Below are 22,284 nucleotides of genomic sequence, written 5' to 3' on the forward strand. Positions count from 1 at the left end.
TGGAGACAAGCGGTTTGCAAACGAGTACCCACGAGCCCATGCTCACCCCCGCCGAGCGCGAGGCCATCAATTCCGGCCAGTGGTTCTGCAGCCTTTCGCCCTCGCTGCGCCATGACATCCTGCGTCAGACCACGGTCCGGCGGCTCAAGGACGGGGCACTGATCTATGCACGCGGCGATGTGCCGCACAGGTGGTATGCCTGTGCGCAGGGCGCCGTGCGCATGAGTTCGACCAGCCTGTCGGGTCGGCAGACCACGCTGGCCTATGTGGAGCCGGGTGCCTGGTTCGGTGCCATGTCCACCTTTCTTGACGAGCCCCGCACGCGCGATGCCTATGCCCACGGCGACACCACGCTGCTGTGCGTGGACAAGGACAGCTTCCACGCCATCCTGGCCACGCATGTGGAGTTCTACGACGCCCTGCTGCGCCTGCAGGCCCACCGCATACGCCAGACCTACGGGCTGGTGGAAGACCTCAACACCCTGCCCCTGCGCGCACGCCTGGCCAAGCAGTTGCTGCACCTGTCGCGCAGCTACGGCACACAGGTGCTGGACGACCCGCGCGAGCTGCGCATAGGCCTGCAACTGGTGCAGGAGGAGCTGGCCCAGTTGCTGGGCGCCTCGCGCCAGCGCGTGAACCAGGAACTCAAGCGCATGGAGCGCGACAACTGCATTCGCGTGGAAGCCCAGGGCCTGGTGGTCAGGGACCTGGTGGCCCTGCAGACCATCGTGCGCGAGGCCAGCCTGGCCGGCGCCTGAGGCCGGCGCCAGCGCACCGGCGGTTCAGCGACGCCAGTCGATTCTTGCCGGGCGGCCCGGCAGATGCAGCGCAGCCGTTGCAGCAGGCGCCTCGGCCAGCAACCGGCCCTTGCGGAACACCTTCAGGCGCGTGGCGCGCAGCCGTATCGCCTCGGCCGCATCGCGCGCCTGCAGCAGCACGAAGCTGGCATCGCAGCCGGCCTCGATGCCATAGCCGTCCAGGTGCATCACACGCGCCGCGCGCGTGGTCACGGCGTCGAAGCAGTCGCGCATGCCGTCCTGGCTGGTCATCTGCGCCACATGCAAGCCCATGTGGGCGACCTCCAGCATGTCGCCCGAGCCCATGCCGTACCACGGGTCCATCACGCAGTCATGGCCGAAGGCCACGTTGACGCCTGCGGCCAGCAACTCGGGCACGCGCGTCATGCCGCGGCGCTTGGGATAGCTGTCCTGGCGGCCCTGCAGCGTGATGTTGATCAGCGGATTGGCAATCACGGCCACGCCGCTTTCGGCGATCAGCGGCAGCAGCTTGCTCACGTAGTAGTTGTCCATGCTGTGCATGGAGGTGCAGTGCGAGCCCGTCACGCGGCCCTGCAGGCCCAGGCGCTGCGCCTCGAAGGCCAGGGTTTCGATGTGGCGCGACAGCGGGTCGTCGGACTCGTCGCAGTGCATGTCCACCAGCAGGCCGCGCTCGGCCGCCAGCTCGCACAGCAGCCTGATGCTGTCGGCACCCTCGGCCATGGTGCGCTCGAAGTGGGGAATGCCGCCCACCACGTCCACGCCCTTGTCCAGCGCCCGCCGCAGGTTGGCGACGCCGCCGGGCGAGCGCAGCACGCCGTCCTGCGGAAACGCCACCAGCTGCAGGTCGATATAGGGAGCCACCTGGCGCTTGACCTCCAGCAACGCATCGACGGCCAGCAGGCGGGCATCGCTGGTATCCACATGGCTGCGGATGGCCTGCAGCCCCTTGGCCGCCGCCCAGTCGCAATACTCCAGCGCGCGCGAGATCAGCGCCTCGGCCGTGAGCAGCGGCTTGAGCTCGCCCCACAGCGCTATGCCCTCCAGCAGCGTGCCGCTGCGGTTGACGCGCGGCAGGCCGTGGCTCAGCGTGGCATCCATGTGGAAATGCGGATCGACGAAGGGCGGCGACACCAGCTGGTGCTGTGCATCGACCACCTGGTGGGCAGGCGCTGAAAGGCCCGCTGCGACCTCGACGATGCGCCCGCCCTGCACGGCGATGGACATGTCCTGGCGGCCGTCGGGCAGCGTGGCGTGAATGACGAGTAGATCAAGCATCTGCGTATTCTGCGGGCATGGCCGCACACCCGCAGACTTGCCTGACCACGCTGAATGGCCTGCCAGCGGTCAGACCGAAAGCGCAAGGGATCAGGGGGGAACTACTGGTAGCTGATGGTGAAGGTCGCCGCCGCATTGGCACTGCCTATGGTCACGTTCTCTTCGGTCTTGACATAGCGCGCCGTCAGCGGGATATCCAACCGCGCCTGCCCGTAGGCAACAGCCCCTGCAAACCATTGATTCCTGTTGCCGGCGGCATTGGAGTCCGGGCCAAATCCCAGGATCTGCTCACCCTTGCGAATCTGGACTCCCACACCTTTTGCCACCGAGGTTTTGGACAGGGTCAAAACATTCCCGATATTTCCAGGATTTGCCACATCCGTCAGCGTGACATAGGCGTTGGTCAACGAACCTGGGATGCCGCCCTTGCACAACAACGAGATGAGGAAGGAGCGGGGAGCACCGGTTGAGCCGATTGAGGTGAGTTTTTGAGTGACAGTCTGGGCCATGCGCACGGGCTCCGGCGCCTGTGGGGTACAGGTGGGCACCTTGGGCCGGAGGACGACGGGCGAGGAAAAGTTGTATTGAGCGAGAAGCTGGCCAAATGCATCATTCGCGCGTTCGTACAGGAAATCGCTGTCCAGCACGCCACCTGCAGTGATATCGCCATCTGCGGTCTTGATCAACTCAACTGTGACATCGATAAGTGGATATGCAAAAGATCCGTTGTGATTGGAATACCCCAAACCACTTACAGGCGCAGCACCATATCTAGTCGAAACCCTCATGCCAATACCCTCGACTGTCGTCGGATATATATTATTGACTGGTGTAGATTTACCTAAAATATAGCCCGTGACCGATGGAACACAATTCATCAATCTAGCGCCAAGCCCATTACTTATTACCGCTACAGCGGTTTTTGAGTAAATCACCGTATTCTTGGCCACATTGGAATTGAATTCTGGAGGATTGAAATTACTGAACACATACTTGTAATAGCCTGACCCATCAGTTGTATTTTCAATTGCGCATGCGGACCATGCGGAGGTGGCCATCATTGCCAAAATAAATATCATGACAGCCTTGTTTATTCTGCAAAAAACGCCTATGAATATATGCATTTTTAATACCTCCGGATAATGAAAAAATTCCAAGGCCGCATTTCCTTGGAAAATTTTCAATCGTAGACATCTTTCATCCGAGATGAAATCAGATCAATCTGATTCAAGGTCTGCCCGGTGCCATGAAGGTCGTGGCGAGGCAGGCCCCATCACGTCAACAGCCCCGCATGCCGATACGCTGGCCGAAGCCAGGGCTGACAGCCGCGCTGCCGAATCGCCTGAAAAACACCCAAGCGCAATCGCGCATCAAAATAGGGGCTGACTGCTGCGGCAAGGGCATGATTTTTCGGGTGAACAGGCTGGCAACCACCACAAGAGCAACCATCGAAAAATCACGCAACCATTTGATTTAATTGGATTTATTTATGCAAATCGCCACCTGGAACGTCAACTCCCTGTCCGTGCGCCTGCCGCAGGTGCTGGCCTGGCTGCAGGCCAACCCTGTCGATGCGCTGGCGCTGCAGGAACTCAAGCTCACCGACGACAAGTTTCCGCTGCAGGCGCTGCAGGAGGCCGGCTACCACGCAGTCAGCCATGGGCAGAAGACCTACAACGGCGTGGCCTGGCTGACGCGCACGCCGGTGCGCGACGTGGTGCGCAATATCCCGGGCCTGGATGACGAGCAGGCCCGCATCATTGCTGCCACCCTCGATGCCGAAGGCGGGCCGGTGCGCCTGATCAATGGCTACTTCGTGAATGGGCAGGCGCCGGGCACCGACAAGTTCGCCTACAAGATGCGCTGGCTGCAGGCGCTGCAGGACTGGGTGAAAAGCGAAATGGCGACCCACCCGCGCCTGGTGCTGGTGGGTGACTTCAACGTGGCGCCCGAGGACCGCGACTCCTACGATCCCATCGGCCTGAAGGACACGATCCACCACACGGTGGAAGAGCGCACGCATTTCCAGGCGCTGCTGCAGCTGGGCCTGACCGATGCCTTCCGCATGTTCGACCAGCCGGAGAAAAGCTATTCGTGGTGGGACTACCGGATGCTGGGTTTCCAGAAGAACCGGGGCCTGCGCATCGACCATATCCTGGTCAGCGAGGCATTGCGCCCCAGCGTCACCGCCTGCAGCGTGGACCGTGCGCCGCGCAAGAACCCGCAGCCCAGCGATCACGCGCCCGTGGTCGTGACCTTGGGCTGAATTCCAGCCAGCCGGCTACAGCATGTAGCGGCGCAGCCAGTGGATGGCCTCGACATGGCCGCGCAGCATCAGGGACTGGCGGTGAAGAATCTCGCTGAGCGCCCTGGGCAGACGTACCTGCTCGGCAGCCTCATAGGCGCTCAGCCATTGCTGCTGGCAGGACTCGGCCTGGTCCAGCACGTAGTCCGCGCCCTCTTCCCTGCCCAGCAGCCCGTCCCAGAAGGCGTTGCGACGCAGTGCGGCACGGCTGTCGCGCACGGGCAGGACCACGCCGCCGCTGGAGCCGATGGCACGTTCCAGGTCTTCGACGAGGATCTGGCTGGCATTGAAGTGCCGCGCCAGCACCTGTCCGATCAGCCCCTGGGGCATGGGATTCATGCATTCACCCAGGCGTGCATGGGCCTGGCGGCCCAGGGCCAGCACGGCATTGAGCAGGGCCGTGCTCTGCAATTCCAGCGTGGTGGCCACTGGCTGTGTGGGCGTGCGCTGGCGCGCCTGCAGCCATGAGGCCTCGACGGCCTCGCGCACTTGGCTCCAGCGCAGCAGGCTGCTGCCTCGAACCTGCTCCCAGCGCTCTTCGAGCTCGAATTCGACATCGTCGAAATCCTGCTGCGCGTGCTCGGGTTCAAGTGACGCTTTCCAGCCCAGTGCGTAGGCGGGACGGTATTGGTCGTAACCACGCCCTGCAACGAAGTAAGGCTCCAGGAAGTAGCGGTCATGCCAGTACGCATCGACCGGCTCGCCAAGCGTGCGCGGTGTCGATGGGTACATCAGGCCCGGACGAGCGGGCTTGGCTTTTTGCCAGAGGTTGGAGAGGACTGTGGGCACGATAGGTCGGGACGTAGGCCGTTCCAGCGAAGAGGACTCCATTGTCCCCAGCCCTGGCGGCCCGGCCCGTCAGCACCCCGGGCGCCAGCCTGTAGGAGCCGGACCCTTGCCAAGGCAAGGGCCCGGCCGCCCGCCGGCTTGCCTTACTCGAAGGCGTCCTCGTCCATGCCCAGCTCCTGCAGCTTGCGGGTGATGGTGTTGCGGCCAATGCCCAGGCGCTGGGCGGCCTCGACCCGGCGGCCGTGGGTGACGGCCAGGGCCGAGCGGATCAGCTGCGCCTCGAAGCGGCGGGACAGCTGGTCCCAGACTTCACCATGCCCCTGGGCGTGGGTGTGCTCCAGCAGCTGGCGCGCCTGTTGCCCCAGCAGATGGACCCAGTCCAGGTCGGAAGCGGCCAGGGCGGTGTCATGCGGCGGGGCCAGCGCGGACACGGGCACGGCCAGTCGGCCAAGGCCCTCTTCCGCCAGCGGTGCAGGCGCATGCGGCAGCGTGGCCGGTGCAGGCACGCCGCCGTTGCCACCGCCCACGGGCGGGGCGGCTTCGCCCAGCACCTCGGGGGGCAGGTCCTTGACCGAGATGACCTGGGCAGGGGCCATGACGGTCAGCCAGTGGCAGATGTTCTCCAGCTGTCGCACGTTGCCGGGGAAGGCGAAGGTCTGCAGCCGCTGCATGGCATCGACCCCCATGCGCTTGGGCTCCACGCCCAGTTGCCGCGCGCTTTGCTGCAGGAAGTGGCGAGCCAGCATGGGCACGTCTTCATTGCGCTCGCGCAGCGCGGGCAGGCGCAGGCGGATGACGTTGAGGCGGTGGAACAGATCCTCGCGGAAGCCGCCGTTGCGCACGCGCTGCTCCAGGTCCTGGTGGGTGGCAGCGATGACGCGCACATGGGCCTTGACGGCCTGGTGGCCGCCCACGCGGTAGAAGTGCCCGTCCGACAGCACACGCAGCAGGCGCGTCTGCAGGTCGAAGGGCATGTCGCCGATTTCATCGAGAAAGAGCGTGCCGCCCTCGGCCTGCTCGAAGCGTCCGCGCCGTTGCGTCTGGGCGCCCGTGAAGGCGCCGCGCTCGTGGCCGAACAGTTCGGACTCCAGCAGGTCCTTGGGGATGGCGGCGGTGTTGATGGCCACGAAGGGGCCGCCCGCCACGGGCGAGTGCTTGTGCAGCGCGCGCGCCACCAGTTCCTTGCCCGAGCCCGACTCGCCCGTGATCAGCACCGTGACCTGGCTCTGGCTGAGCCGGCCGATGGCGCGGAACACGTCCTGCATGGCAGGCGCCTGGCCCAGCATCTCGGCCTGCAGCGGGGCCTGGGCCTCGGCTACGTCCTCGCGCAGGCTTTCCTCGACGGCGCGCCGGATGAGTTCCACGGCCTTGGGCAGGTCGAAGGGTTTGGGCAGGTATTCGAAGGCTCCGCGCTGGAAGGCCGAGACGGCACTGTCCAGGTCGGAGTACGCGGTCATGATGATGACGGGCAGGCCGGGCTGCTGGGCGCGGATCTGCTCGAGCAGCTCCAGCCCCGAGCCGCCGGGCATGCGGATATCGCTCACCAGCACCTGGGGCGGCTGGCGCGCCGGGTCGCCGGCATCGACATCGGACAGTGCCGTGAGCACATCGCGCGCCTGGATGAAGCTGCGCGTTGCCCAGCCTTCCCGGCCCAGTGCCTTTTCCAGCACGAAGCGGATGGAAGGGTCATCATCCACGATCCAGATCGGTTTCATTGGTGGTGCATCCTTCCCTTGTTGCAGTGTTGACTTCCGTGGGCCTCAAGGCAGGGGAATGAGGATGCGGAAATCCGTGCGGCCCGGCTGGCTCTCACATTCGATCAGCCCCTGGTGGCGCTGCACGAAGGTCTGCGCCAGCGTCAGCCCCAGTCCCGAACCGCCATCCCTTCCCGATACCAGCGGATAGAAGATCCGCTCCTTGATGGCATCGGGAACGCCTGGCCCGTTGTCGATCACATGCAATTCCAATGCCAACCGATAGCGCTGGCGACCAAAAGTTACTTGCCGGGCCACGCGCGTTCGCAAAATGATCTCGGCATCACCAGCCGCAATGCGCTCCTGCAGCGCCTGCGCGGCGTTCTGGACGATGTTGAGCACGGCCTGGATCAGCTGGGCGCTGTCGCCCCGGAACTCCGGGATGGAGATGTCGTAGTCGCGCGTGATGGTCAGCCCGGCAGGGTGCTCGACCAGCACCAGCGAGCGCACGCGCTCGCAGACTTCGTGGATGTTGACGTCGCCCACCTCATGCGGATGGCGGTGCGGCGCCAGCAGCCGATCCACCAGCGCCTGCAGCCGGTCGGCCTCGTGGATGATGACTTCGGTGTACTCGCGCAGCTCGGGGGCGTCCAGATCCATCTGCAACAGCTGGGCTGCGCCACGGATGCCGCCCAGCGGGTTCTTGATCTCGTGGGCCAGGTTGCGGATCAGCTCCTTGTGCGCCTGGGCCTGCTCGCGCAGCCGCTCCTCGCGGTCCTGGCGGGCCTGCTGCTCCAGCGGCCAGAACTCGACCAGCACATGGCCGGGCCGCTCGGCCAGCGAGACCGTGACGTGCACGGGCAGCGCATCGCCGCCCACGCGGTGCAGGCTGGCCTCGAAGCGCAGGGCCGCGAAGTCGTTGTCCTGGGCGCCACGCAAGGCCTTGTCCAGCAAGGCAGGCTCGGTGAAGCAGGCCGCCAGCTCGCTGCCTTCGAGCATGCGGCGCGACAGGCCCAGTGCGTTTTCAAGGGCGGCGTTGGCGAAAAGCACGGCACCCTGCTCGTCGAGCACGGTCATCAGCGTGCACAGCAGGTCAAGCGCCTGATAGGAGGCCGGGGGCGCCGGCCGGTCGTCCTGGATCATGGCCGGGCTCCGGTGGGCCGCGCGGGCCCGTCAGTTCTTGGGAAGTCGATCCAGCTCACGGCGGATGCCGGCGACATCGCCTTCCTGCCGCGAGATGCTGCTCTTGAGCTGCTCGACACGTTCCAGATAGCCCTGGGGATTGCGCAACTCCAATGCGGTGCGCTGGGGATTGCCATCGTTGTACTCCTGACGCAGCTGTGTCAGCTTCTCCTGGGCGCGGGCAAGCTCGCTTTCCAGAATGGTCCGCGCGTCGGAGTCGCGGGCCTTCTGGGCGCTGCTGTTGACCTTGGCCGGAGCGGGCGATCCTGCGGCCGGAGCGGCGGAGGTGCGCGGTGCCTGGCTGCCGCCCGAGGCCGCCGGCTTGCTGCCGCCATGGATCACCGTCACATGCCCGCCGTCCACCGGCTTGCAGTCCTTGGCCTTGGCCTGGCTGACGTTGTTGGTGTACTCGTTGCCGCAGCGGTAGATCACGTCCTGGGACCAGGCTCCCACCGACAGCAGGGGCAGCAGCAGTGACACAAACAGTTTCTTCATTCCATTCCCTCGGGTAGCCAGATCGGAAGGGCCCAGCTTATCCGGGCAAGTATCGCTCCATCTTCCGGGCTGGACGTCATTTCTTGAGCGGGCCAACCCCTTTTGGTTCCGCGCCCAGCATACCCAGGTCCTGGCCGAAAGCAAAAAAGGCGGCTTGCGCCGCCTTTTTGCCGACTCGCCTTACAGCGAGAAGTACATGTCGTACTCGACCGGATGCACGGCCTGACGGTAACGGGTCACTTCGCCCATCTTCAGCTCGATGTAGGCATCGAGCATGCTGTCCGAGAACACGCCGCCCTTGGTCAGGAACGAGCGGTCCGCGTCCAGGGCTTCCAGGGCCTGGTCCAGGCTGTGGCAGACCGTGGGCACCAGCTTGTCCTCTTCCGGGGGCAGGTGGTACAGATCCTTGGTCGCGGCTTCGCCGGGATGGATCTTGTTTTCCACGCCGTCCAGACCTGCCATCAGCAGGGCCGAGAAGCCCAGGTAGGGGTTCATCAGCGGATCGGGGAAGCGTGCCTCGACGCGGCGGCCCTTGGGGTTGGCCACGTAGGGGATGCGGATCGATGCCGAGCGGTTCTTGGCCGAGTAGGCCAGCTTGACCGGAGCCTCGAAGCCGGGCACCAGGCGCTTATAGCTGTTGGTGCCGGGGTTGGTGATGGCGTTCAGGGCACGGGCGTGCTTGATGATGCCGCCGATGTAGTACAGCGCGAAGTCGGACAGGCCGGCGTAGCCGTCACCTGCGAACAGGTTCTTGCCATCCTTCCAGACGGACTGGTGCACGTGCATGCCCGAGCCGTTGTCGCCCGGATAGGGCTTGGGCATGAAGGTGGCGGTCTTGCCGTAGGTGTTGGCCACGTTCCAGATCACGTACTTCATGACCTGTGTCCAGTCGGCGCGCTCCACCAGGGTGCTGAAGCGGGTGCCGATCTCGTTCTGGCCGGCGCCTGCCACTTCGTGGTGGAACACTTCGACGGGAATGCCCAGCTGTTCGAGCAGCAGCACCATTTCGGCGCGCAGATCCTGGGTGCTGTCCACGGGGGGCACGGGGAAGTAGCCGCCCTTGTTGCGCGGACGGTGGCCACGGTTGCCGGACTCGAACTTGGCGCCCGAATTCCAGGGTGCTTCGTACTCTTCGATTTCGTAGAAGGTGCTGCCGGGTTCGGTGTTCCAGCGCACGCCGTCGAAGATGAAGAATTCGGGTTCGGGTCCGAAGTAGGCGGTGTCGCCCAGGCCCGATGCCTTCAGATAGGCTTCGGCGCGCTTGGCCACGGAGCGGGGATCGCGGTCGTAGGCCTTGCCATCACCGGGTTCGATCACATCGCACTGCAGGAACAGCGTGGTCTCTTCAAAGAAGGGGTCGATGTTCGCGGTCGCGGGATCGGGCATCAGCTGCATGTCAGATGCTTCAATGCCCTTCCAGCCTGCCACCGACGAGCCGTCGAAGGCGTGGCCCGAGGTGAACTTGTCTTCGTCGAAGTGCGACACCGGCACCGTGACGTGCTGCTCCTTGCCACGGGTGTCCGTAAAACGAAGGTCCACGAATTTGACCTCGTTCTCCTTCACCATGTTCAACACGTCTGCAACGGTCTTTGCCATCAGATCTCTCCTGCCAATCTGGCTGATCAAAAAAGATAAATACTCTTAAGCAGTTTGCGTGCCAGGCTGCATCCATTGAGTGCATGCCTGCAGACTGGCACCTGCTTGGCGCGCCAGCCCCGTGATTCTGCCGCCTTGGGAAGGGCTTGTGGATGACATTGAGGCCTCTGTCGGCATCCGATCCACCGCCCGGCATCTTCACCAAATCGGTGCAGATTCAGGGATCGGCCCGTAAATCAGATATTGCGCACCAATTCAGGGCCAAGACTTGCACCAAATGAGTGCAAACCTTCCAGCAGCGTGGGCCAGGCCTTGGTGACGGCACCAGCTTCGCCCTTGACACCAAGTTCTATGTGCCGGCCGTGCTTGGAATCATCCACGCTGGGCAGGCTGAACACCTTGACGCCCGGGTGGTCGCGCTCTATGGCCACCATCAGCGGCGTCAGCGTGGCTTCCATGCCGCCGTAGACGATGACCGAATGCTCCCGCTGCACCGTGCTGTGGAAATGCTTGGCGTAGCGCTGCTCCAGCACCCACTCGACCATGGGCCAGGCCATGACAGGGAAACCGGGCACGAAGTGCACGGTGCCCGCTGTGCCCGAGCAGGAAAAGCCCGGGATCTTGTTGTAGACGTTGGGGATGATGCGCGCGCCTTCGGGGAAGTTGCCCATCTGCAGCCGGTGCAGGTTGTCGGCGCGCTGGGGTTCGTAGGGCTTGCCTTCTTCGGCGGCCACATCGCGCATGCGCTCGCGGATCAGGGCCACGGCTTCCGGGTGCAGTGCCAGCGGCACGCCCAGGGCCTCGGCCGCGCATTGGCGCGTGTGGTCGTCGGGGGTGGCGCCTATGCCGCCAAAGCTGAAGACCACGGCCTGCGATGCGAAGGCGCGGCGCAGGGCGTCGGTGATGCGCGCCCTGTCATCGCCCACGTACTCGGCATGGGCCAGGGACAGGCCACGCGCGCCCAGCAGCTCGATCAGCTTGGGAAGGTGCTTGTCGGCACGCTTGCCCGACAGGATTTCGTCTCCGATGATGAGTGCGCCTACTTGAAGGGTCATGAGGTCTTTTCTTGCGGGGTGGAGGGGGAAGAGGCCGCGCTGGCTCCGAGCGGCGCGTCGGGAGCGTAGGGCACGATGGGGGTGTCGGGCAGCGCCGGTTCCTCCTCGCGCATGCGCTGCAGCGCGGCCAGGCAGAAGTGGGCAAACCACAGCGAGGAGAAAGCGAAGATCAGCGCATAGATCCAGATGGCCACCGGAATCAGTATCCAGAAGGCCGCAATGAAGACCACGCCGGAGGCCCAGACAATGGCCGGCGCCGCGCCCAGATAGCCGCAGACCACGCCCATGAGCATCAGCGCCAGGCGGTGGCGCAGGAACAGGCTGCGGCGCTCGGGCTTGCTGGCGTGGGCAGAGAGCGCGTCAAAGGCCATGACGCGGTAGGTCAGCCAGCCCCAGATCAGCGGCGGGATCACCACCACCAGGGGCGGCACGAACCACAGCGGCACCGAAACCAGCAGCGCAATCAAGGCAATCAGCGAAGAGCCTGCGGACCACACCAGGCTGCCGACAAGGGTGGCGCCCTGCCTGCGCTCCAGCGCGGGAAAACGCCGCTGGGCCACCAGCTCGACCAGGGCCGGCGTCATGAACAGCGCCACCAGCAGCAGCGAGACCACGACCAGCACCGGCGTGACCGAGAGCACGACCAGCACCGGCGCCACCAGCTCGGGCAGCGATTGCACGCCCATCCAGGACCAGACGGTGTGCAGCCAGCCCACGCCCTGCAGGACCCCTTCCGTCCAGACGACCGCATCGGCCCAGAAGAAATAGCCCAGCAGCCAGGCCGTGATGGCCATGAACAGCAAGGGAAACAGCGACCATGCAATCACCCGCTTATGCAGGCAATACGCCGTCGCACGCCAGAAGGAATCGAGTAGCAAGCCCATGCCGGCAAGCATACCCCGAGCCCAGCCTCAAGCGCGACCCATCAACCTTAGGAACCCACGCCATTGCTGGGCCCAAAAGCCCTGGCCGTAGTCGCGCAGCTGGCCCTGGGCATTGGGCTGGACCTGGTCGCGCACGCCGGTGGGATCGAAGCGCAGCTCGAAGTTGGCGGTGCCGAACAGCATGTCCCACCAGGGCAGCAGCACGCCGAAGTTGTTGCCATGCGCCTTCTTGTTGCGCACGGGCGCCATGGGCTCATGACCAATGCCGATGGCGTGGTGGCGGCGGTGAAAGCGCGGGCTGATCCACAGCCGCTCGCCGATGGTGCCGAACCAGACGCGCAGGTTGGCATGCTGGAAGCTCTCGCTGAGCTGGGTGAAAGCCACGATGGCCACGAACTGGCCTGGAGCCACGCCGATGAGCTGGGCCACGAGCACGATGATGGTGTCGCGGATGACATCGTCGAGCAGGTGGTTGCGGTTGTCGCTCCACACCGTCATCTGGCGCTGCGAGTGGTGCAGCGCATGCAGCTTCCACCACCAACCGATGCTGTGCTGGCCGCGGTGTATCCAGTAGTCCAGGAAGTCGAAGGCCAGCAGGTAGATGATCAGGCTGACCCAGGCCAGGTCGGTGACGCCGGGCCACACGCCGTCGAGGTGAAAGCTCGGCAGCCCCCAGACATGCAGGCGGCCCATGAGCTCGTCCCACAGCGGGTCCAGCGTGAAGAACAGGGCCAGCCGGAACAGGCCCAGCCGGTGGACCACGGTGTAGATGATGTCCACGTGGATGGCGCGCCGGTCGGTGACGGGCTCGACCGGCCGCCAGTACTGCAGCGGCGCGATCACCGCCACCATGATGAAGATCTGCAGCAGGCCCACCAGCAGCCAGCCCGTGGCGCCATAGGCGTCCTCCAGCAGGCTGGCCTGCCCCAGGCCGAACAGCAGGGGCTGGACAACGCCCTCGAACAGGCGCTGCTGCGCATTACCGAACCACTGAATCCACCAGTCCACACCACGCTCCCATCGCCCGCCGCGCTGCGCGCGCGGACACTATGCGAATTTTGCTACCCAATCCCGATAGTCGGGATGCTCCCGCAGTGTGCGGAAGCAGAACCCCTGCTTGAGCAGGCCCGTGATCAAAGGTTCCAGCACGGCAGGTGCCCAGGGGTCCTTGCGTGACCAGATGCCCAGATGGGCCAGCAGGATGTCTCCGCTGCGGATGTTCTTGAGCGCCTGGGCCAGCAACTGCGCATTCGGGTAGCGGTCGCTGGGCAGCTCATCGCCCAGAAAACCCGCGCTGGCCCAGCCCACATGCATGTAGCCGCCCTGCCGCGCGGCATCCAGCAGCGCGGGCGAAGTCTTGCCGCCGGGCGCACGGAACAGCGGCAGGGGCTTGCGCCCGGTGATCTGCTGCAGCCGCTGTGCGGATCGGCGGATCTCGTCGCAATAGCCTGCCGCATCGACCGTGAAGTTCTCGTTGGCGCGAGGCCCTGCCGAGGGACGCACGCGAAAACCCGTGACCGGCCCGTTCTTCGAGGCGCGCAGATCACCGCGCCAGTACATGTGGTCGTAGGTGTGCGAGGCGAATTCATGGCCTTCGGCAGCGCGCGCGCGCCACCAGGGCGCCCAGGTCTCGCCCAGGCTGCCATCGCCTTGCTGGGTGGGCTCGTTGGCCGCGAAAAACGTCACTGGCACCGCATGGCGCTTGAGCACATCGGCCACCAGGTCGGCAATGCCCATGTGGCCCGTGTCGAAGGTCAGATACACGGTCTTGGCACAGCCTGTGCCCTGCCCTGCCGCCAAGGCGGGGCGCAGCAGGCCGAAAGCCGCCGCACCGGCCAGCGATTGCGCAAAGAGACGGCGGTCCATCAGCGTTGCGCGTGGGCCAGCGTCCACACGCCGTGCGGCGACTTGCCGACCTTGACCTGCTGGACCACCTTCTTTTCCACGGTGTCGATCACCGACAGCTTGCGCGCCCAGCGCGAGCTGACCAGCAGGTAGCGGCCGTCGGCGGAGACGTCCATGCAGTCGGGGCCGCCCGGTGCCGGGTAGTTGGCCACGACCTGGTTGGTCTGCATGTCGATCTTGCTGATGGTGTTGGCCACGCGGTTGCTCACATACAGGTGGCGGCCGTCGCCGGCGGCGCGCATGGCGTGGGCGCCAGCGGCTGTCTTGATGCGGGCCACGCTGCGCGGCTCGGGGCCGGTGATGTCGAACACTTCCACGCCATCGCTGCCGGTCAGGCCGATGAACAGCTTGGTGCCGTCCGGGCTGCCATAGAGATCGGCCGGCATGGGGCCGGTGGGCACGCGGGCCTTGATGGTCTGGGTGGCGATGTCGATGGCCACCAAGGCATCGCTGTCCTGCATGGTGGAATAGATGGTCGTGCTCTTGGCATCGATCCAGAGATGGCTGGGCGTCTTGCCCGTGGGCACGCGCTTGACCAGCTGCGGGTTCTGGCCATCCCAGCGGTAGATGTCGATGTGGTTGAGGCGGTTGGCCGCCGTGACGAACCACTTCATGTCCGGGCTGAAGCGCAGGTGATAGGGGTCGATGATGTCGCGGATCACGCGCTGCACCTCGCCCGTGCGCGGATCGACCAGGGTCAGGGTGTCGCCCAGCGCATTGGCCACGACCAGCGATTTCTCGTCCGGCGTGAGGTACAGGTGATGCGGCTCCTTGCCCGTGGGAATGCGTGCCGTCTCCTGCCAGGTGACCGGGTCCACGATGCTGATGTTGGCATCAAGCGAGTTGAGCACAAAGATGGGCGTGGGGCCCTGGGTCTGCGGTGGCGGCGTGACACGCGCGACCGGGGCCGCGGGAGCTGCCGTAGCCGAGGGAACGGAAGGCGCGGCAGGAACGGCGGCCGCCTGGGCCGATGCGGCTTGCGCCTGCACGGCAGCAGACGTGGCCGAGGCCGCGCGGGCCGATTTGGATCCGGGCAGGGATGCCACGGCCAGCCAGGCCAGCGCACCGCCGCCCACAACCAAAGCCACAGCCGCGCTCAAGCGCCCGACGGAAAGACGTTTCACAAAGCACCACCTTCTGAGAATCTGCGCAGTGTAGCTGCGCCAATCAGCCCCTCGGACGCTCTGGGGCATCGGCTTTTGCTGCTGTGCAAAAAACCGACATTTGCGCGACGTTGGCCCGAGATATCGCGGCAAGCGCGCCAATCCATGACTTGCATCAAGGCATGACAACGGCGCATGGAAATACCCGCCACAACGAAAAAGGGAGCCGACAGGCTCCCTTCGCTGGCATGCACCCAAAGGCGCAGTGGCGATCAGATCTTCCACTTCTCCATGAGCTTTTCGGGACGCAGGGTGTCGTAGTGCTCGAAGGGCTGGTGGATCCAGGGGTTGGTCGGCAGGTAGTCCACCGAGTAGTCGGGCGTGAAAGCCGACAGGCCCTTGGTCCAGATCACGGCGCTGCGCAGCTCGGTGATCGGCGGGTAGTTGGTCTTGAGCATGGCGATCACGGCGTTCAGCGTGTGACCCGAATCGGCCAGGTCATCGACCAGCAGCACGCGGCCGGCGATCTCTCCCTTGGGCGTGGTGATGAAGCGCGCGATGTCCAGATGGCCCTGCACCGTGCCGGCTTCGGCGCGGTAGGAGCTGGTGGACATGATGGCCAGCGGCTTGTCGAAGATGCGGCTGAGCATGTCACCGGGACGCAGGCCGCCACGGGCCAGGCAGAGAATGGTGTCGAATTCCCAGCCGGACTGGTGCACTTTGATCGCGAGCTTTTCGATCAGTCCGTGGTATTCGTCGTAGCTCACATACAGGTGTTGACCGTCTTCCGTCAGCATGGAATGGCTCCTGGTTCAATCTTGGGGTTCAGCCGCCAGTGGTTCACTGGGCGGCGTAGGGGTTTTGCATCAGGATGGTGTGATCCCGGTCGGGGCTGGTCGAAACCATGGCGATGGGCACGCCCGTCACTTCCTCGATGCGCTCCAGATAGCGGCGGGCATTGGCCGGCAGCTTGTCGTAGTCGGTCACGCCCACGGTGGAATCGGTCCAGCCGGGGATGGACTCATAGATGGGCTTGCAGCGGGCGATCTCGTCGGCGCCCATGGGCAGCAGGTCGATCTTCTCGCCATCGAGCTCGTAGCCCACGCACAGCAGCAGTTCCTGCAGGCCGTCGAGCACGTCGAGCTTGGTGATGCACAGGCCCGACAGGCCGTTGACCTGGGCGCTGCGCTTGAGCAGCGCGGCGTCAAACCAGCCGCAGCGGCGCGAGCGGCCGGTGGTCACGCCCTTTTCGGCGCCCACGGTGCTCATGTGCCAGCCCGGCGTGCCTTCCTTTTCCCAATCCAGTTCGGTGGGGAAAGGACCGCCGCCCACGCGGGTGCAGTAGGCCTTGGTGATGCCCAGGATGTAGTGCAGCATGCCGGGGCCCACGCCCGAGCCTGCAGCCGCATTGCCGGCGACGCAGTTGGACGAGGTGACATAGGGATAGGTGCCGTGGTCCACGTCCAGCAGCGTGCCCTGCGCGCCTTCGAACAGCAGGTTGGCGCCTTCGGCGTGCGCGGCGTTCAGCTCGCGGGAGACATCGGCCATCATGGGCTTGAGCAGCTCGGCATGGCGCATGGCCTCTTCGTACACCGCGTCGAATTGCACTTCGCCATTCTTGATGTACGGCTTGAGCGCGTCACCGAAGGTGAAGTTCTTCGAACCCAGCACGTTGACCAGGATGTGGTTATGCAGGGCCAGCAGTTCGCGCAGCTTGGTGGCGAAGCGCTCGGGGTACTTGAGGTCCTGCACGCGCAGTGCGCGGCGGGCAATCTTGTCTTCGTAGGCGGGGCCGATGCCACGGCCGGTGGTGCCGATCTTCTCGGTGCCGCCCTGCTCGCGCGCAGCTTCGCGCGCCACGTCCAGCGCCGAGTGGAAGGGCAGGATCAGCGGGCAGGCTTCGGACACGCGCAGACGGTCACGCACCTGCACGCCGGCCTTCTCCAGACCTTCGATTTCCTCGAACAGCTTGGCGGCAGAGAGCACCACGCCGTTGCCGATATAGCACTTCACGCCGGGGCGCATGATGCCGCTGGGGATCAGGTGCAGTGCGGTCTTCACGCCGTTGATGACCAGCGTGTGGCCAGCGTTGTGGCCACCCTGGAAGCGGACCACGCCCTGGGCGCTTTCGGTCAGCCAGTCCACCAGCTTGCCCTTGCCTTCGTCACCCCACTGGGTGCCGACCACGACCACGTTGCGACCTTTGGTAGCTTTCATATTCAAATCCGATGAAATCCGAAGAAATTGACAAATGCGTCAGATGGCTTGCACGGCCCACTGCCCGGCAACCTGCACGAGCTCGCGGTCGCAGTGGAATTCGTCCACTTCGCTTTCATGCCCTGGCAGCACGCAGACCACGGTCTCGCCCTGCCGGCGCAATGCAGCAATGGCAGCCGCAACCTGGGGATCGTCGCCCCAGGGTGCGCGGATGGCAGCCTTGAGCGGGCGCTCGGGCACGACGGCGACGAGCTGCTTGATGTCCAGGCTGAAGCCGGCGGCGGGCCGGTTGCGGCCAAAGACCGCACCCACCTCGTCATAGCGGCCGCCGCGCACCAGCGCATCGCTGGCACCCGGCACATAGATGGCGAAGCGCGTGCCGCTGTAGTAGGCATATCCGCGCAGATCGGCCAGATCGAAGCTCACGCTCACGCCTTCGAGGCGCTGCGCCAGCCAGCGCAGCTGGTCCAGCAGCGGCTGCACGCCTGCGGTGCGGGCCAGCAGCTTCTCGGCGCGGTCCAGCACCTCGATGCCGCCATACAGCTGCAGCAGGGCCATCAGGCCTTCGCGCGATGCGGCAGGGAAGTCGCGCGTGAGGCGCTCGAGTTCGCTCGCATCCTTGGCGGCCAGCGCAGCGTGCACGCCGCGCAGCACCTGCATGTCCACCATCACGCCAGCCAGCAGGCTGCGCACGATGCGCACATCGGCCAGATCGACATTGATGTTGGTGACACCTGCGCTGCGCAGGCAGTCCAGCGCCAGGTGCAGTGCCTCCAGGTCGGCTTCCATGCCCTGGTGGCCGTAGATCTCGGCACCGAACTGAAGCGGCTCGCGCGTGGCGCGGGGGCGGTCAGGGCGGGCATGGACGACGGGGCCGCAGTAGCACAGGCGCGTGAGGCCCTTGCGGTTGAGAAGATGGGCGTCGATGCGGGCCACCTGCTGCGTGGTGTCTGCACGCAGACCCATGGTGCGGCCTGTCAGCTGGTCGATGAGCTTGCAGGTCTGCAGGTCCAGCGCCTCCCCTGTGCCGGTGAGCAGGGATTCGAGGTACTCCAGCATGGGCGGCATGACCAGTTCATAGCCATAGCCACGCGCTGTATCGAGCAGGCCTCGACGCAATTCTTCGATGTGCCGGGCCTCGGAAGGCAAGACATCGGCGATGTGATCCGGCAGGACCCAAGCAGACATGGAAAAGGGGGAGGCTGTTAAAAACGTGATTCTACCGGCTGTTGCGGGCCAGCCCAAATTGGGGGTGACCCAAGGCCCACGGCGGGTGTTCGGTATTCCGAATCGATTCGGTGCACGGGCGACAGCGGCGGCGCAAGAAAAAACGGCGCCCCAACAGGGGCGCCGTGCAGGGGCCGGGCGGCGTTGCCGCTCAGGCGCGCTTATTTTCCAGAGCTTCCACCACTGCGGTAGGCCTTGAAGAAATCGGTCTGCGAAGGATCGAGCACGAGCACATCGCTCTTCTTGGCAAAGCTGGCCTTGTAGGCCTCCAGGCTGCGGTAGAACTGCGCAAACTGCGGGTCCTTGCCAAAGGCCTCGGCGTAGGTCCGGGCGGCCTCGGCATCGCCCTCGCCCTTGATCTTCTGGGCGTCACGGTAGGCATTGGCGATGGTGATCTCGCGCTGGCGATCGGCCTCGGCGCGGATCTTCTCGCCTTCGGCGGCGCCGGTGGAGCGCAGCTCGTTGGCCACGCGCTTGCGCTCGGCTTCCATGCGGCGGTAGACCGATTCCGTGATCGTCTCGGCATAGTCCACGCGCGTGATGCGCACATCGACCACGTCCACGCCCCAGGGCTTGGCGCCGCGCACGGTCTCCAGCACTTCGCGCTTGACGTCGTTCATCAGCGCATCGCGCTTGCTGGACAGCAGTTCGCGCACGGTGCGGCGGTTGATTTCCTCCTGGAAGGCATTGCGCACCACGCGGTTGAGCTGCATGGCGCCAGCCGACTCGTCCAGGCCCACATTGCGGATGTACTCCGACGGATCGGAGATGCGCCAGCGCACGTACCAGTCGATGACCACACGCTGCTTTTCGGCAGTGAGCATGGGCTCGGTGTCGGTGCTGTCCAGCGTGAGCAGGCGCTTGTCGATGTAGCGCACGTTCTGGAACGGCGGCGGCATCTTGATGTTCAGGCCCGGCTCGGTGATCACTTCCTTGATCTGACCCAGGGCATAGACCACGCCGAACTGGCGCTGATCGACGACGAACAGCATGGAGCTGAGCAGCGCGAGCGCCAGAAGAATGCTGGTGATGAAAAATCCAACTCGGTTCACTTGGGCTGCTCCTCAGCGTGCTTCGCGGTCACGGCTGCGACTGCTGTCGCGGCTGCGCGCATCGTTCGAAAGGCCGGGAATGGCGGCAGGCGCAGGCGCCTGGGTGCTGGGGGCCGCCGAGCTGTCGGCTGCCGGCACATTGCCGCTCACGCCTTGCATGATCTTGTCCAGCGGCAGGTACAGCAGGTTGGAGCCCTGGCGCGATTCCACCAGCACCTTGGTCACGTTGCCGTAGATCTGCTGCATGGTTTCCAGGTACATTCGGTCGCGCGTGACCTGGGGAGCCTTCTGGTACTCGGTGAACACCGAGCTGAAGCGCTGCGCATCACCCTGGGCCTGGGCCACGATGCGGGCCTTGTAGCCGTTGGACTCTTCCAGCAGGCGCGCTGCCGAGCCGGCTGCGCGCGGCACCACGTCGTTGGCGTAGGCCTGCGCTTCGTTCTTGGCACGCTCGCGCTCCTGGCCGGCACGCAGCACGTCGTCGAAGGCCGCCTGGACCTGCTCGGGCGGACGCACGCCGCCTTGCTGCAGGTTGATGCCCACGACTTCCACGCCCACCTTGTAGCGGTCCAGGATGGTCTGCATCAGGTCGCGCACGCGCGGGGCGATCTGGTCGCGCTCCTCGGCCAGCGCCGTGTCCATCTTCATCTTGCCGACGACTTCGCGCACGGCAGTCTCTGCGGCCTGGACCACGGCCTCGGACGGGTTCTTGCTCTCGAAGAGCCAGGCGCGCGCGTCGCTCAGGCGGTACTGGACGGCGAACTTGATCTCGACGATGTTCTCGTCCTCGGTGAGCATGGCCGACTCGCGCAGGCCCGTGCTCTTGATGATGGTGTCGCGCCCCACGTCGGCCGAGCGGATCTGCGTCACGAAGACCAGTTCATGGCGCTGGATCGGGTACGGCAGCCGCCAGTTGATGCCGGCGCCCACCGTGCTCTTGTACTTGCCGAACTGGGTGATGACGGCCTGCTGGCCTTCCTGGACGATGAAGATGCCCGTGCCCATCCAGATGATGAAGGCAATGCCGGCGATCAGGCCCACGCCCATGCCGGCGCTGCGCATGTCCGGAGGCTGGCTGCCGCCGCCATTGCGGATGGGCGGCTGGCCACGGCCGCCGCCCGGCTTGCCGCCGAACAGGCCCGAGAGCTTGCGGTTGAGGTCACGCCACAGCTCATCCAGATCAGGCGGCTGGCCGCCGCCCGACGAGGGGCGGTTGTCACGGCTGTCGCGGTTGTCGCGTGCAGGTTCCGCAGGCGGGGGCGGCGGCGCGGGACGGTCGGCATCGGGGCGCGAAGCATCGTCGTTCTTGTCGTCGCCACGTCCCCATCGCGGATCATTCAGGTTGAACATCCCGCGAAGGCGCTGCGGCAGCATCGCCCAGCGATGGGCGCGTTGTGAAAGATTCATGCGAGAAGTCTCGGTTTCTTCGGTAAAGACAGGGACCCAATCGGCATTTTGCCCAATCAGGGCGCTAGCCCCTAGTATTCGGCGTCCTGCCCAGGGGGCATCGCGCCATCCACCTCCTCCTGATCCCGCTCATCACCACCGTGCGCTTCGGCGTGTTCCGCCTCCGCGCGCAGCGCATGCTCGGCCAGCAACTGCCGCAGCTGCGGCAGCCCCTCGCCGGAGCGGGCGCTGACGAACACCCGTGAAACAGGCAGCCCGTCAAGCTCGTACTGGTCCTGCAACTGCGCTGGAAGCCGCTCCGGATCGACGGCGTCCAATTTGTTGAAAACCAGTACCAGAGGCACCTCCTGGGCACCGATTTCCTTCAGAACTTTCTGGACTTGTTGGATTTGCTCTGGGAAATTCGGATTGGAGGCGTCGACCACATGCAGCAGAAGATCGGCATCGATCGCCTCCTGCAACGTGGCCTGGAATGCATCGACCAGGCCGTGCGGCAGGTCGCGGATGAACCCCACGGTATCCGACAGGGACACCGATTGCTGGGCTTCATTCAGGTACAGCTGGCGCGTGGTCGTATCCAGCGTGGCGAACAGCTGGTCGGCCGCATAGGCGCGCGCCTTGACCAGCGCATTGAACAGCGTGGACTTGCCGGCGTTGGTGTAGCCAACCAGAGAGATATTGAAGATGCCATGGCGCTCGCGCCGCCGACGCTGCGTGGCGCGCTGCTTCTTGACCTTCTGCAGCCGCTCCTTGGTGCGCTTGATCGACTCGTCGATCATGCGGCGGTCCAGCTCGATCTGCTTCTCGCCAGGGCCGCCACGGCCGCCGATACCGCCCATCTGCCGCTCCAGGTGGGTCCAGCGCCGCACGAGGCGCGTGGCCACGTATTGCAGGCGCGCCAGCTCCACCTGCAGCTTGCCTTCATGGCTGCGCGCGCGCTGGGCGAAGATCTCCAGGATCAACAGGGTGCGGTCGTTGACCGGCATCTGCAGATGGCGTTCCAGGTTGCGCTGCTGGGCCGGGCTCAAGGCCTGGTCGAACAGCACTTCCTGGGCACCGTGAATCTGGGCGAGCATGCGGATTTCGTCGGCCTTGCCGCTGCCCACGAACAGCGCCGCATCGGGCACCTTGCGCTTGCAGGTCAGGCGTGCAACGGGACGCAGGCCGGCCGTGCCGGCCAGCAGGCCCAGCTCTTCCAACTCGCCATCGAAATGGGGAAAGCCGAAATCCACGCCCACCAGCAGCACTGGCGTTGGCGTGGACCGGTCAAAAGATTCAGAACTCAAGAAAAACCTCTCCCGAAGGGTGAGGAAGCTCCC

Annotated in this window: 21 protein-coding genes; 3 read left to right on the forward strand and 18 right to left on the reverse strand. The window is 65.2% G+C overall.

Features of this window, described 5'->3' with window-relative positions; all coding sequences use genetic code 11:
- Positions 1-38: 38 nt before the first annotated feature.
- Positions 39-758, forward strand: a complete 720-nt coding sequence (locus tag ACM14_RS09380; RefSeq protein WP_034396256.1) for a Crp/Fnr family transcriptional regulator — start codon at positions 39-41, stop codon at positions 756-758.
- A 24-nt stretch (positions 759-782) separates the two neighbouring features.
- Here the strand turns inward: ACM14_RS09380 and ACM14_RS09385 are convergent, their stop codons facing one another.
- Both ACM14_RS09385 and ACM14_RS31495 read right to left on the reverse strand, forming a co-directional pair.
- On the reverse strand, positions 783-2,054 hold the full coding sequence (locus tag ACM14_RS09385) for an amidohydrolase family protein (protein ID WP_065346006.1): 1,272 nt from the start codon (positions 2,052-2,054) through the stop codon (positions 783-785).
- A gap of 101 nt (positions 2,055-2,155) precedes the next feature.
- Entirely contained in the window at positions 2,156-3,238 is a 1,083-nt protein-coding gene (locus ACM14_RS31495) for a fimbrial protein (RefSeq protein ID WP_139093406.1), read from the reverse strand.
- Between the two features lie 107 nt (positions 3,239-3,345).
- Between ACM14_RS31495 and ACM14_RS31500 the strand changes: the two genes are divergently transcribed.
- Both ACM14_RS31500 and xth read left to right on the forward strand, forming a co-directional pair.
- Positions 3,346-3,531 carry a hypothetical protein gene (locus tag ACM14_RS31500; protein WP_139093407.1) on the forward strand — a complete coding sequence of 62 codons (186 nt, stop codon included), beginning with the start codon at positions 3,346-3,348 and terminating at the stop codon, positions 3,529-3,531.
- Between the two features lie 12 nt (positions 3,532-3,543).
- The gene (gene xth / locus ACM14_RS09395) at positions 3,544-4,320 is read left to right on the forward strand and encodes an exodeoxyribonuclease III (RefSeq protein WP_065346008.1); all 777 of its coding nucleotides are present in this window, start codon (positions 3,544-3,546) and stop codon (positions 4,318-4,320) included.
- A 15-nt stretch (positions 4,321-4,335) separates the two neighbouring features.
- On the opposite strand, the gene ACM14_RS09400 is transcribed toward xth, so the two are convergent.
- The 16 genes from ACM14_RS09400 to hflX all read right to left on the reverse strand — a co-directional run bounded on the left by ACM14_RS09400 (position 4,336) and on the right by hflX (position 22,251).
- Positions 4,336-5,148, reverse strand: coding sequence for a hypothetical protein (locus tag ACM14_RS09400; RefSeq protein ID WP_254662028.1), 813 nt, complete (start codon positions 5,146-5,148; stop codon positions 4,336-4,338).
- Positions 5,149-5,291: 143 nt separating this feature from the next.
- The gene (ntrC, locus tag ACM14_RS09405) at positions 5,292-6,863 is read right to left on the reverse strand and encodes a nitrogen regulation protein NR(I) (RefSeq protein ID WP_065346010.1); all 1,572 of its coding nucleotides are present in this window, start codon (positions 6,861-6,863) and stop codon (positions 5,292-5,294) included.
- Positions 6,864-6,908: 45 nt separating this feature from the next.
- A complete protein-coding gene (gene glnL, locus ACM14_RS09410) occupies positions 6,909-7,985 on the reverse strand; it encodes a nitrogen regulation protein NR(II) (RefSeq protein ID WP_012206799.1) in 1,077 nt (358 codons plus the stop codon).
- Positions 7,986-8,015: 30 nt separating this feature from the next.
- Entirely contained in the window at positions 8,016-8,519 is a 504-nt protein-coding gene (locus tag ACM14_RS09415; protein ID WP_013801180.1) for a hypothetical protein, read from the reverse strand.
- A gap of 180 nt (positions 8,520-8,699) precedes the next feature.
- Positions 8,700-10,115, reverse strand: coding sequence for a type I glutamate--ammonia ligase (gene glnA / locus ACM14_RS09420; RefSeq protein ID WP_012206801.1), 1,416 nt, complete (start codon positions 10,113-10,115; stop codon positions 8,700-8,702).
- A gap of 236 nt (positions 10,116-10,351) precedes the next feature.
- Positions 10,352-11,170 (reverse strand): molybdopterin-binding protein, encoded by an 819-nt coding sequence (locus ACM14_RS09425; protein WP_065346011.1) that lies wholly within the window; start codon positions 11,168-11,170, stop codon positions 10,352-10,354.
- Positions 11,167-12,066, reverse strand: coding sequence for an EI24 domain-containing protein (locus tag ACM14_RS09430; protein WP_065346012.1), 900 nt, complete (start codon positions 12,064-12,066; stop codon positions 11,167-11,169). The genes ACM14_RS09425 and ACM14_RS09430 overlap by 4 nt, the downstream gene beginning before the upstream one ends.
- A 15-nt stretch (positions 12,067-12,081) precedes the next feature.
- Positions 12,082-13,062, reverse strand: coding sequence for a sterol desaturase family protein (locus ACM14_RS09435; protein ID WP_012206804.1), 981 nt, complete (start codon positions 13,060-13,062; stop codon positions 12,082-12,084).
- 39 nt (positions 13,063-13,101) lie between these two features.
- The gene (locus ACM14_RS09440; protein ID WP_043819097.1) at positions 13,102-13,920 is read right to left on the reverse strand and encodes a polysaccharide deacetylase family protein; all 819 of its coding nucleotides are present in this window, start codon (positions 13,918-13,920) and stop codon (positions 13,102-13,104) included.
- Positions 13,920-15,047, reverse strand: a complete 1,128-nt coding sequence (locus ACM14_RS09445; protein ID WP_325100473.1) for a beta-propeller fold lactonase family protein — start codon at positions 15,045-15,047, stop codon at positions 13,920-13,922. Before ACM14_RS09445 ends, ACM14_RS09440 begins: the two co-directional genes overlap by 1 nt.
- Positions 15,048-15,334: 287 nt before the next feature.
- Positions 15,335-15,859, reverse strand: a complete 525-nt coding sequence (locus tag ACM14_RS09450; RefSeq protein WP_012206807.1) for a phosphoribosyltransferase — start codon at positions 15,857-15,859, stop codon at positions 15,335-15,337.
- Positions 15,860-15,902: 43 nt separating this feature from the next.
- Entirely contained in the window at positions 15,903-17,279 is a 1,377-nt protein-coding gene (locus ACM14_RS09455) for an adenylosuccinate synthase (protein WP_065346013.1), read from the reverse strand.
- A 39-nt stretch (positions 17,280-17,318) separates the two neighbouring features.
- Entirely contained in the window at positions 17,319-18,467 is a 1,149-nt protein-coding gene (locus ACM14_RS09460) for an ATP phosphoribosyltransferase regulatory subunit (protein WP_012206809.1), read from the reverse strand.
- Between the two features lie 200 nt (positions 18,468-18,667).
- A complete protein-coding gene (gene hflC, locus ACM14_RS09465) occupies positions 18,668-19,558 on the reverse strand; it encodes a protease modulator HflC (protein ID WP_012206810.1) in 891 nt (296 codons plus the stop codon).
- A 12-nt stretch (positions 19,559-19,570) separates the two neighbouring features.
- Positions 19,571-20,965 carry an FtsH protease activity modulator HflK gene (hflK, locus tag ACM14_RS09470; protein ID WP_012206811.1) on the reverse strand — a complete coding sequence of 465 codons (1,395 nt, stop codon included), beginning with the start codon at positions 20,963-20,965 and terminating at the stop codon, positions 19,571-19,573.
- 71 nt (positions 20,966-21,036) lie between these two features.
- Positions 21,037-22,251, reverse strand: a complete 1,215-nt coding sequence (gene hflX / locus ACM14_RS09475) for a GTPase HflX (protein WP_065346014.1) — start codon at positions 22,249-22,251, stop codon at positions 21,037-21,039.
- Between the last annotated feature and the right edge of the window lie 33 nt (positions 22,252-22,284).

The organism is Delftia sp. JD2, from assembly GCF_001682645.1.
Classification (GTDB): domain Bacteria; phylum Pseudomonadota; class Gammaproteobacteria; order Burkholderiales; family Burkholderiaceae_C; genus Comamonas; species Comamonas acidovorans.

Excerpts from the sequence above, each read along its gene's own strand:
- ACM14_RS31500 (WP_139093407.1), top strand. The coding sequence starts at position 3,346 with ATGCCGATACGCTGGCCGAAGCCAGGGCTGACAGCCGCGCTGCCGAAT.
- ACM14_RS09450 (WP_012206807.1), bottom strand. The coding sequence starts at position 15,859 with ATGCTGACGGAAGACGGTCAACACCTGTATGTGAGCTACGACGAATAC.
- ACM14_RS09425 (WP_065346011.1), bottom strand. The coding sequence starts at position 11,170 with ATGACCCTTCAAGTAGGCGCACTCATCATCGGAGACGAAATCCTGTCG.
- ACM14_RS09385 (WP_065346006.1), bottom strand. The coding sequence starts at position 2,054 with ATGCTTGATCTACTCGTCATTCACGCCACGCTGCCCGACGGCCGCCAG.
- ACM14_RS09415 (WP_013801180.1), bottom strand. The coding sequence starts at position 8,519 with ATGAAGAAACTGTTTGTGTCACTGCTGCTGCCCCTGCTGTCGGTGGGA.
- glnL (WP_012206799.1), bottom strand. The coding sequence starts at position 7,985 with ATGATCCAGGACGACCGGCCGGCGCCCCCGGCCTCCTATCAGGCGCTT.
- hflK (WP_012206811.1), bottom strand. The coding sequence starts at position 20,965 with ATGAATCTTTCACAACGCGCCCATCGCTGGGCGATGCTGCCGCAGCGC.
- ACM14_RS09430 (WP_065346012.1), bottom strand. The coding sequence starts at position 12,066 with ATGCTTGCCGGCATGGGCTTGCTACTCGATTCCTTCTGGCGTGCGACG.
- ntrC (WP_065346010.1), bottom strand. The coding sequence starts at position 6,863 with ATGAAACCGATCTGGATCGTGGATGATGACCCTTCCATCCGCTTCGTG.
- ACM14_RS09455 (WP_065346013.1), bottom strand. The coding sequence starts at position 17,279 with ATGAAAGCTACCAAAGGTCGCAACGTGGTCGTGGTCGGCACCCAGTGG.
- ACM14_RS09460 (WP_012206809.1), bottom strand. The coding sequence starts at position 18,467 with ATGTCTGCTTGGGTCCTGCCGGATCACATCGCCGATGTCTTGCCTTCC.
- ACM14_RS09440 (WP_043819097.1), bottom strand. The coding sequence starts at position 13,920 with ATGGACCGCCGTCTCTTTGCGCAATCGCTGGCCGGTGCGGCGGCTTTC.
- ACM14_RS09380 (WP_034396256.1), top strand. The coding sequence starts at position 39 with ATGCTCACCCCCGCCGAGCGCGAGGCCATCAATTCCGGCCAGTGGTTC.
- xth (WP_065346008.1), top strand. The coding sequence starts at position 3,544 with ATGCAAATCGCCACCTGGAACGTCAACTCCCTGTCCGTGCGCCTGCCG.
- glnA (WP_012206801.1), bottom strand. The coding sequence starts at position 10,115 with ATGGCAAAGACCGTTGCAGACGTGTTGAACATGGTGAAGGAGAACGAG.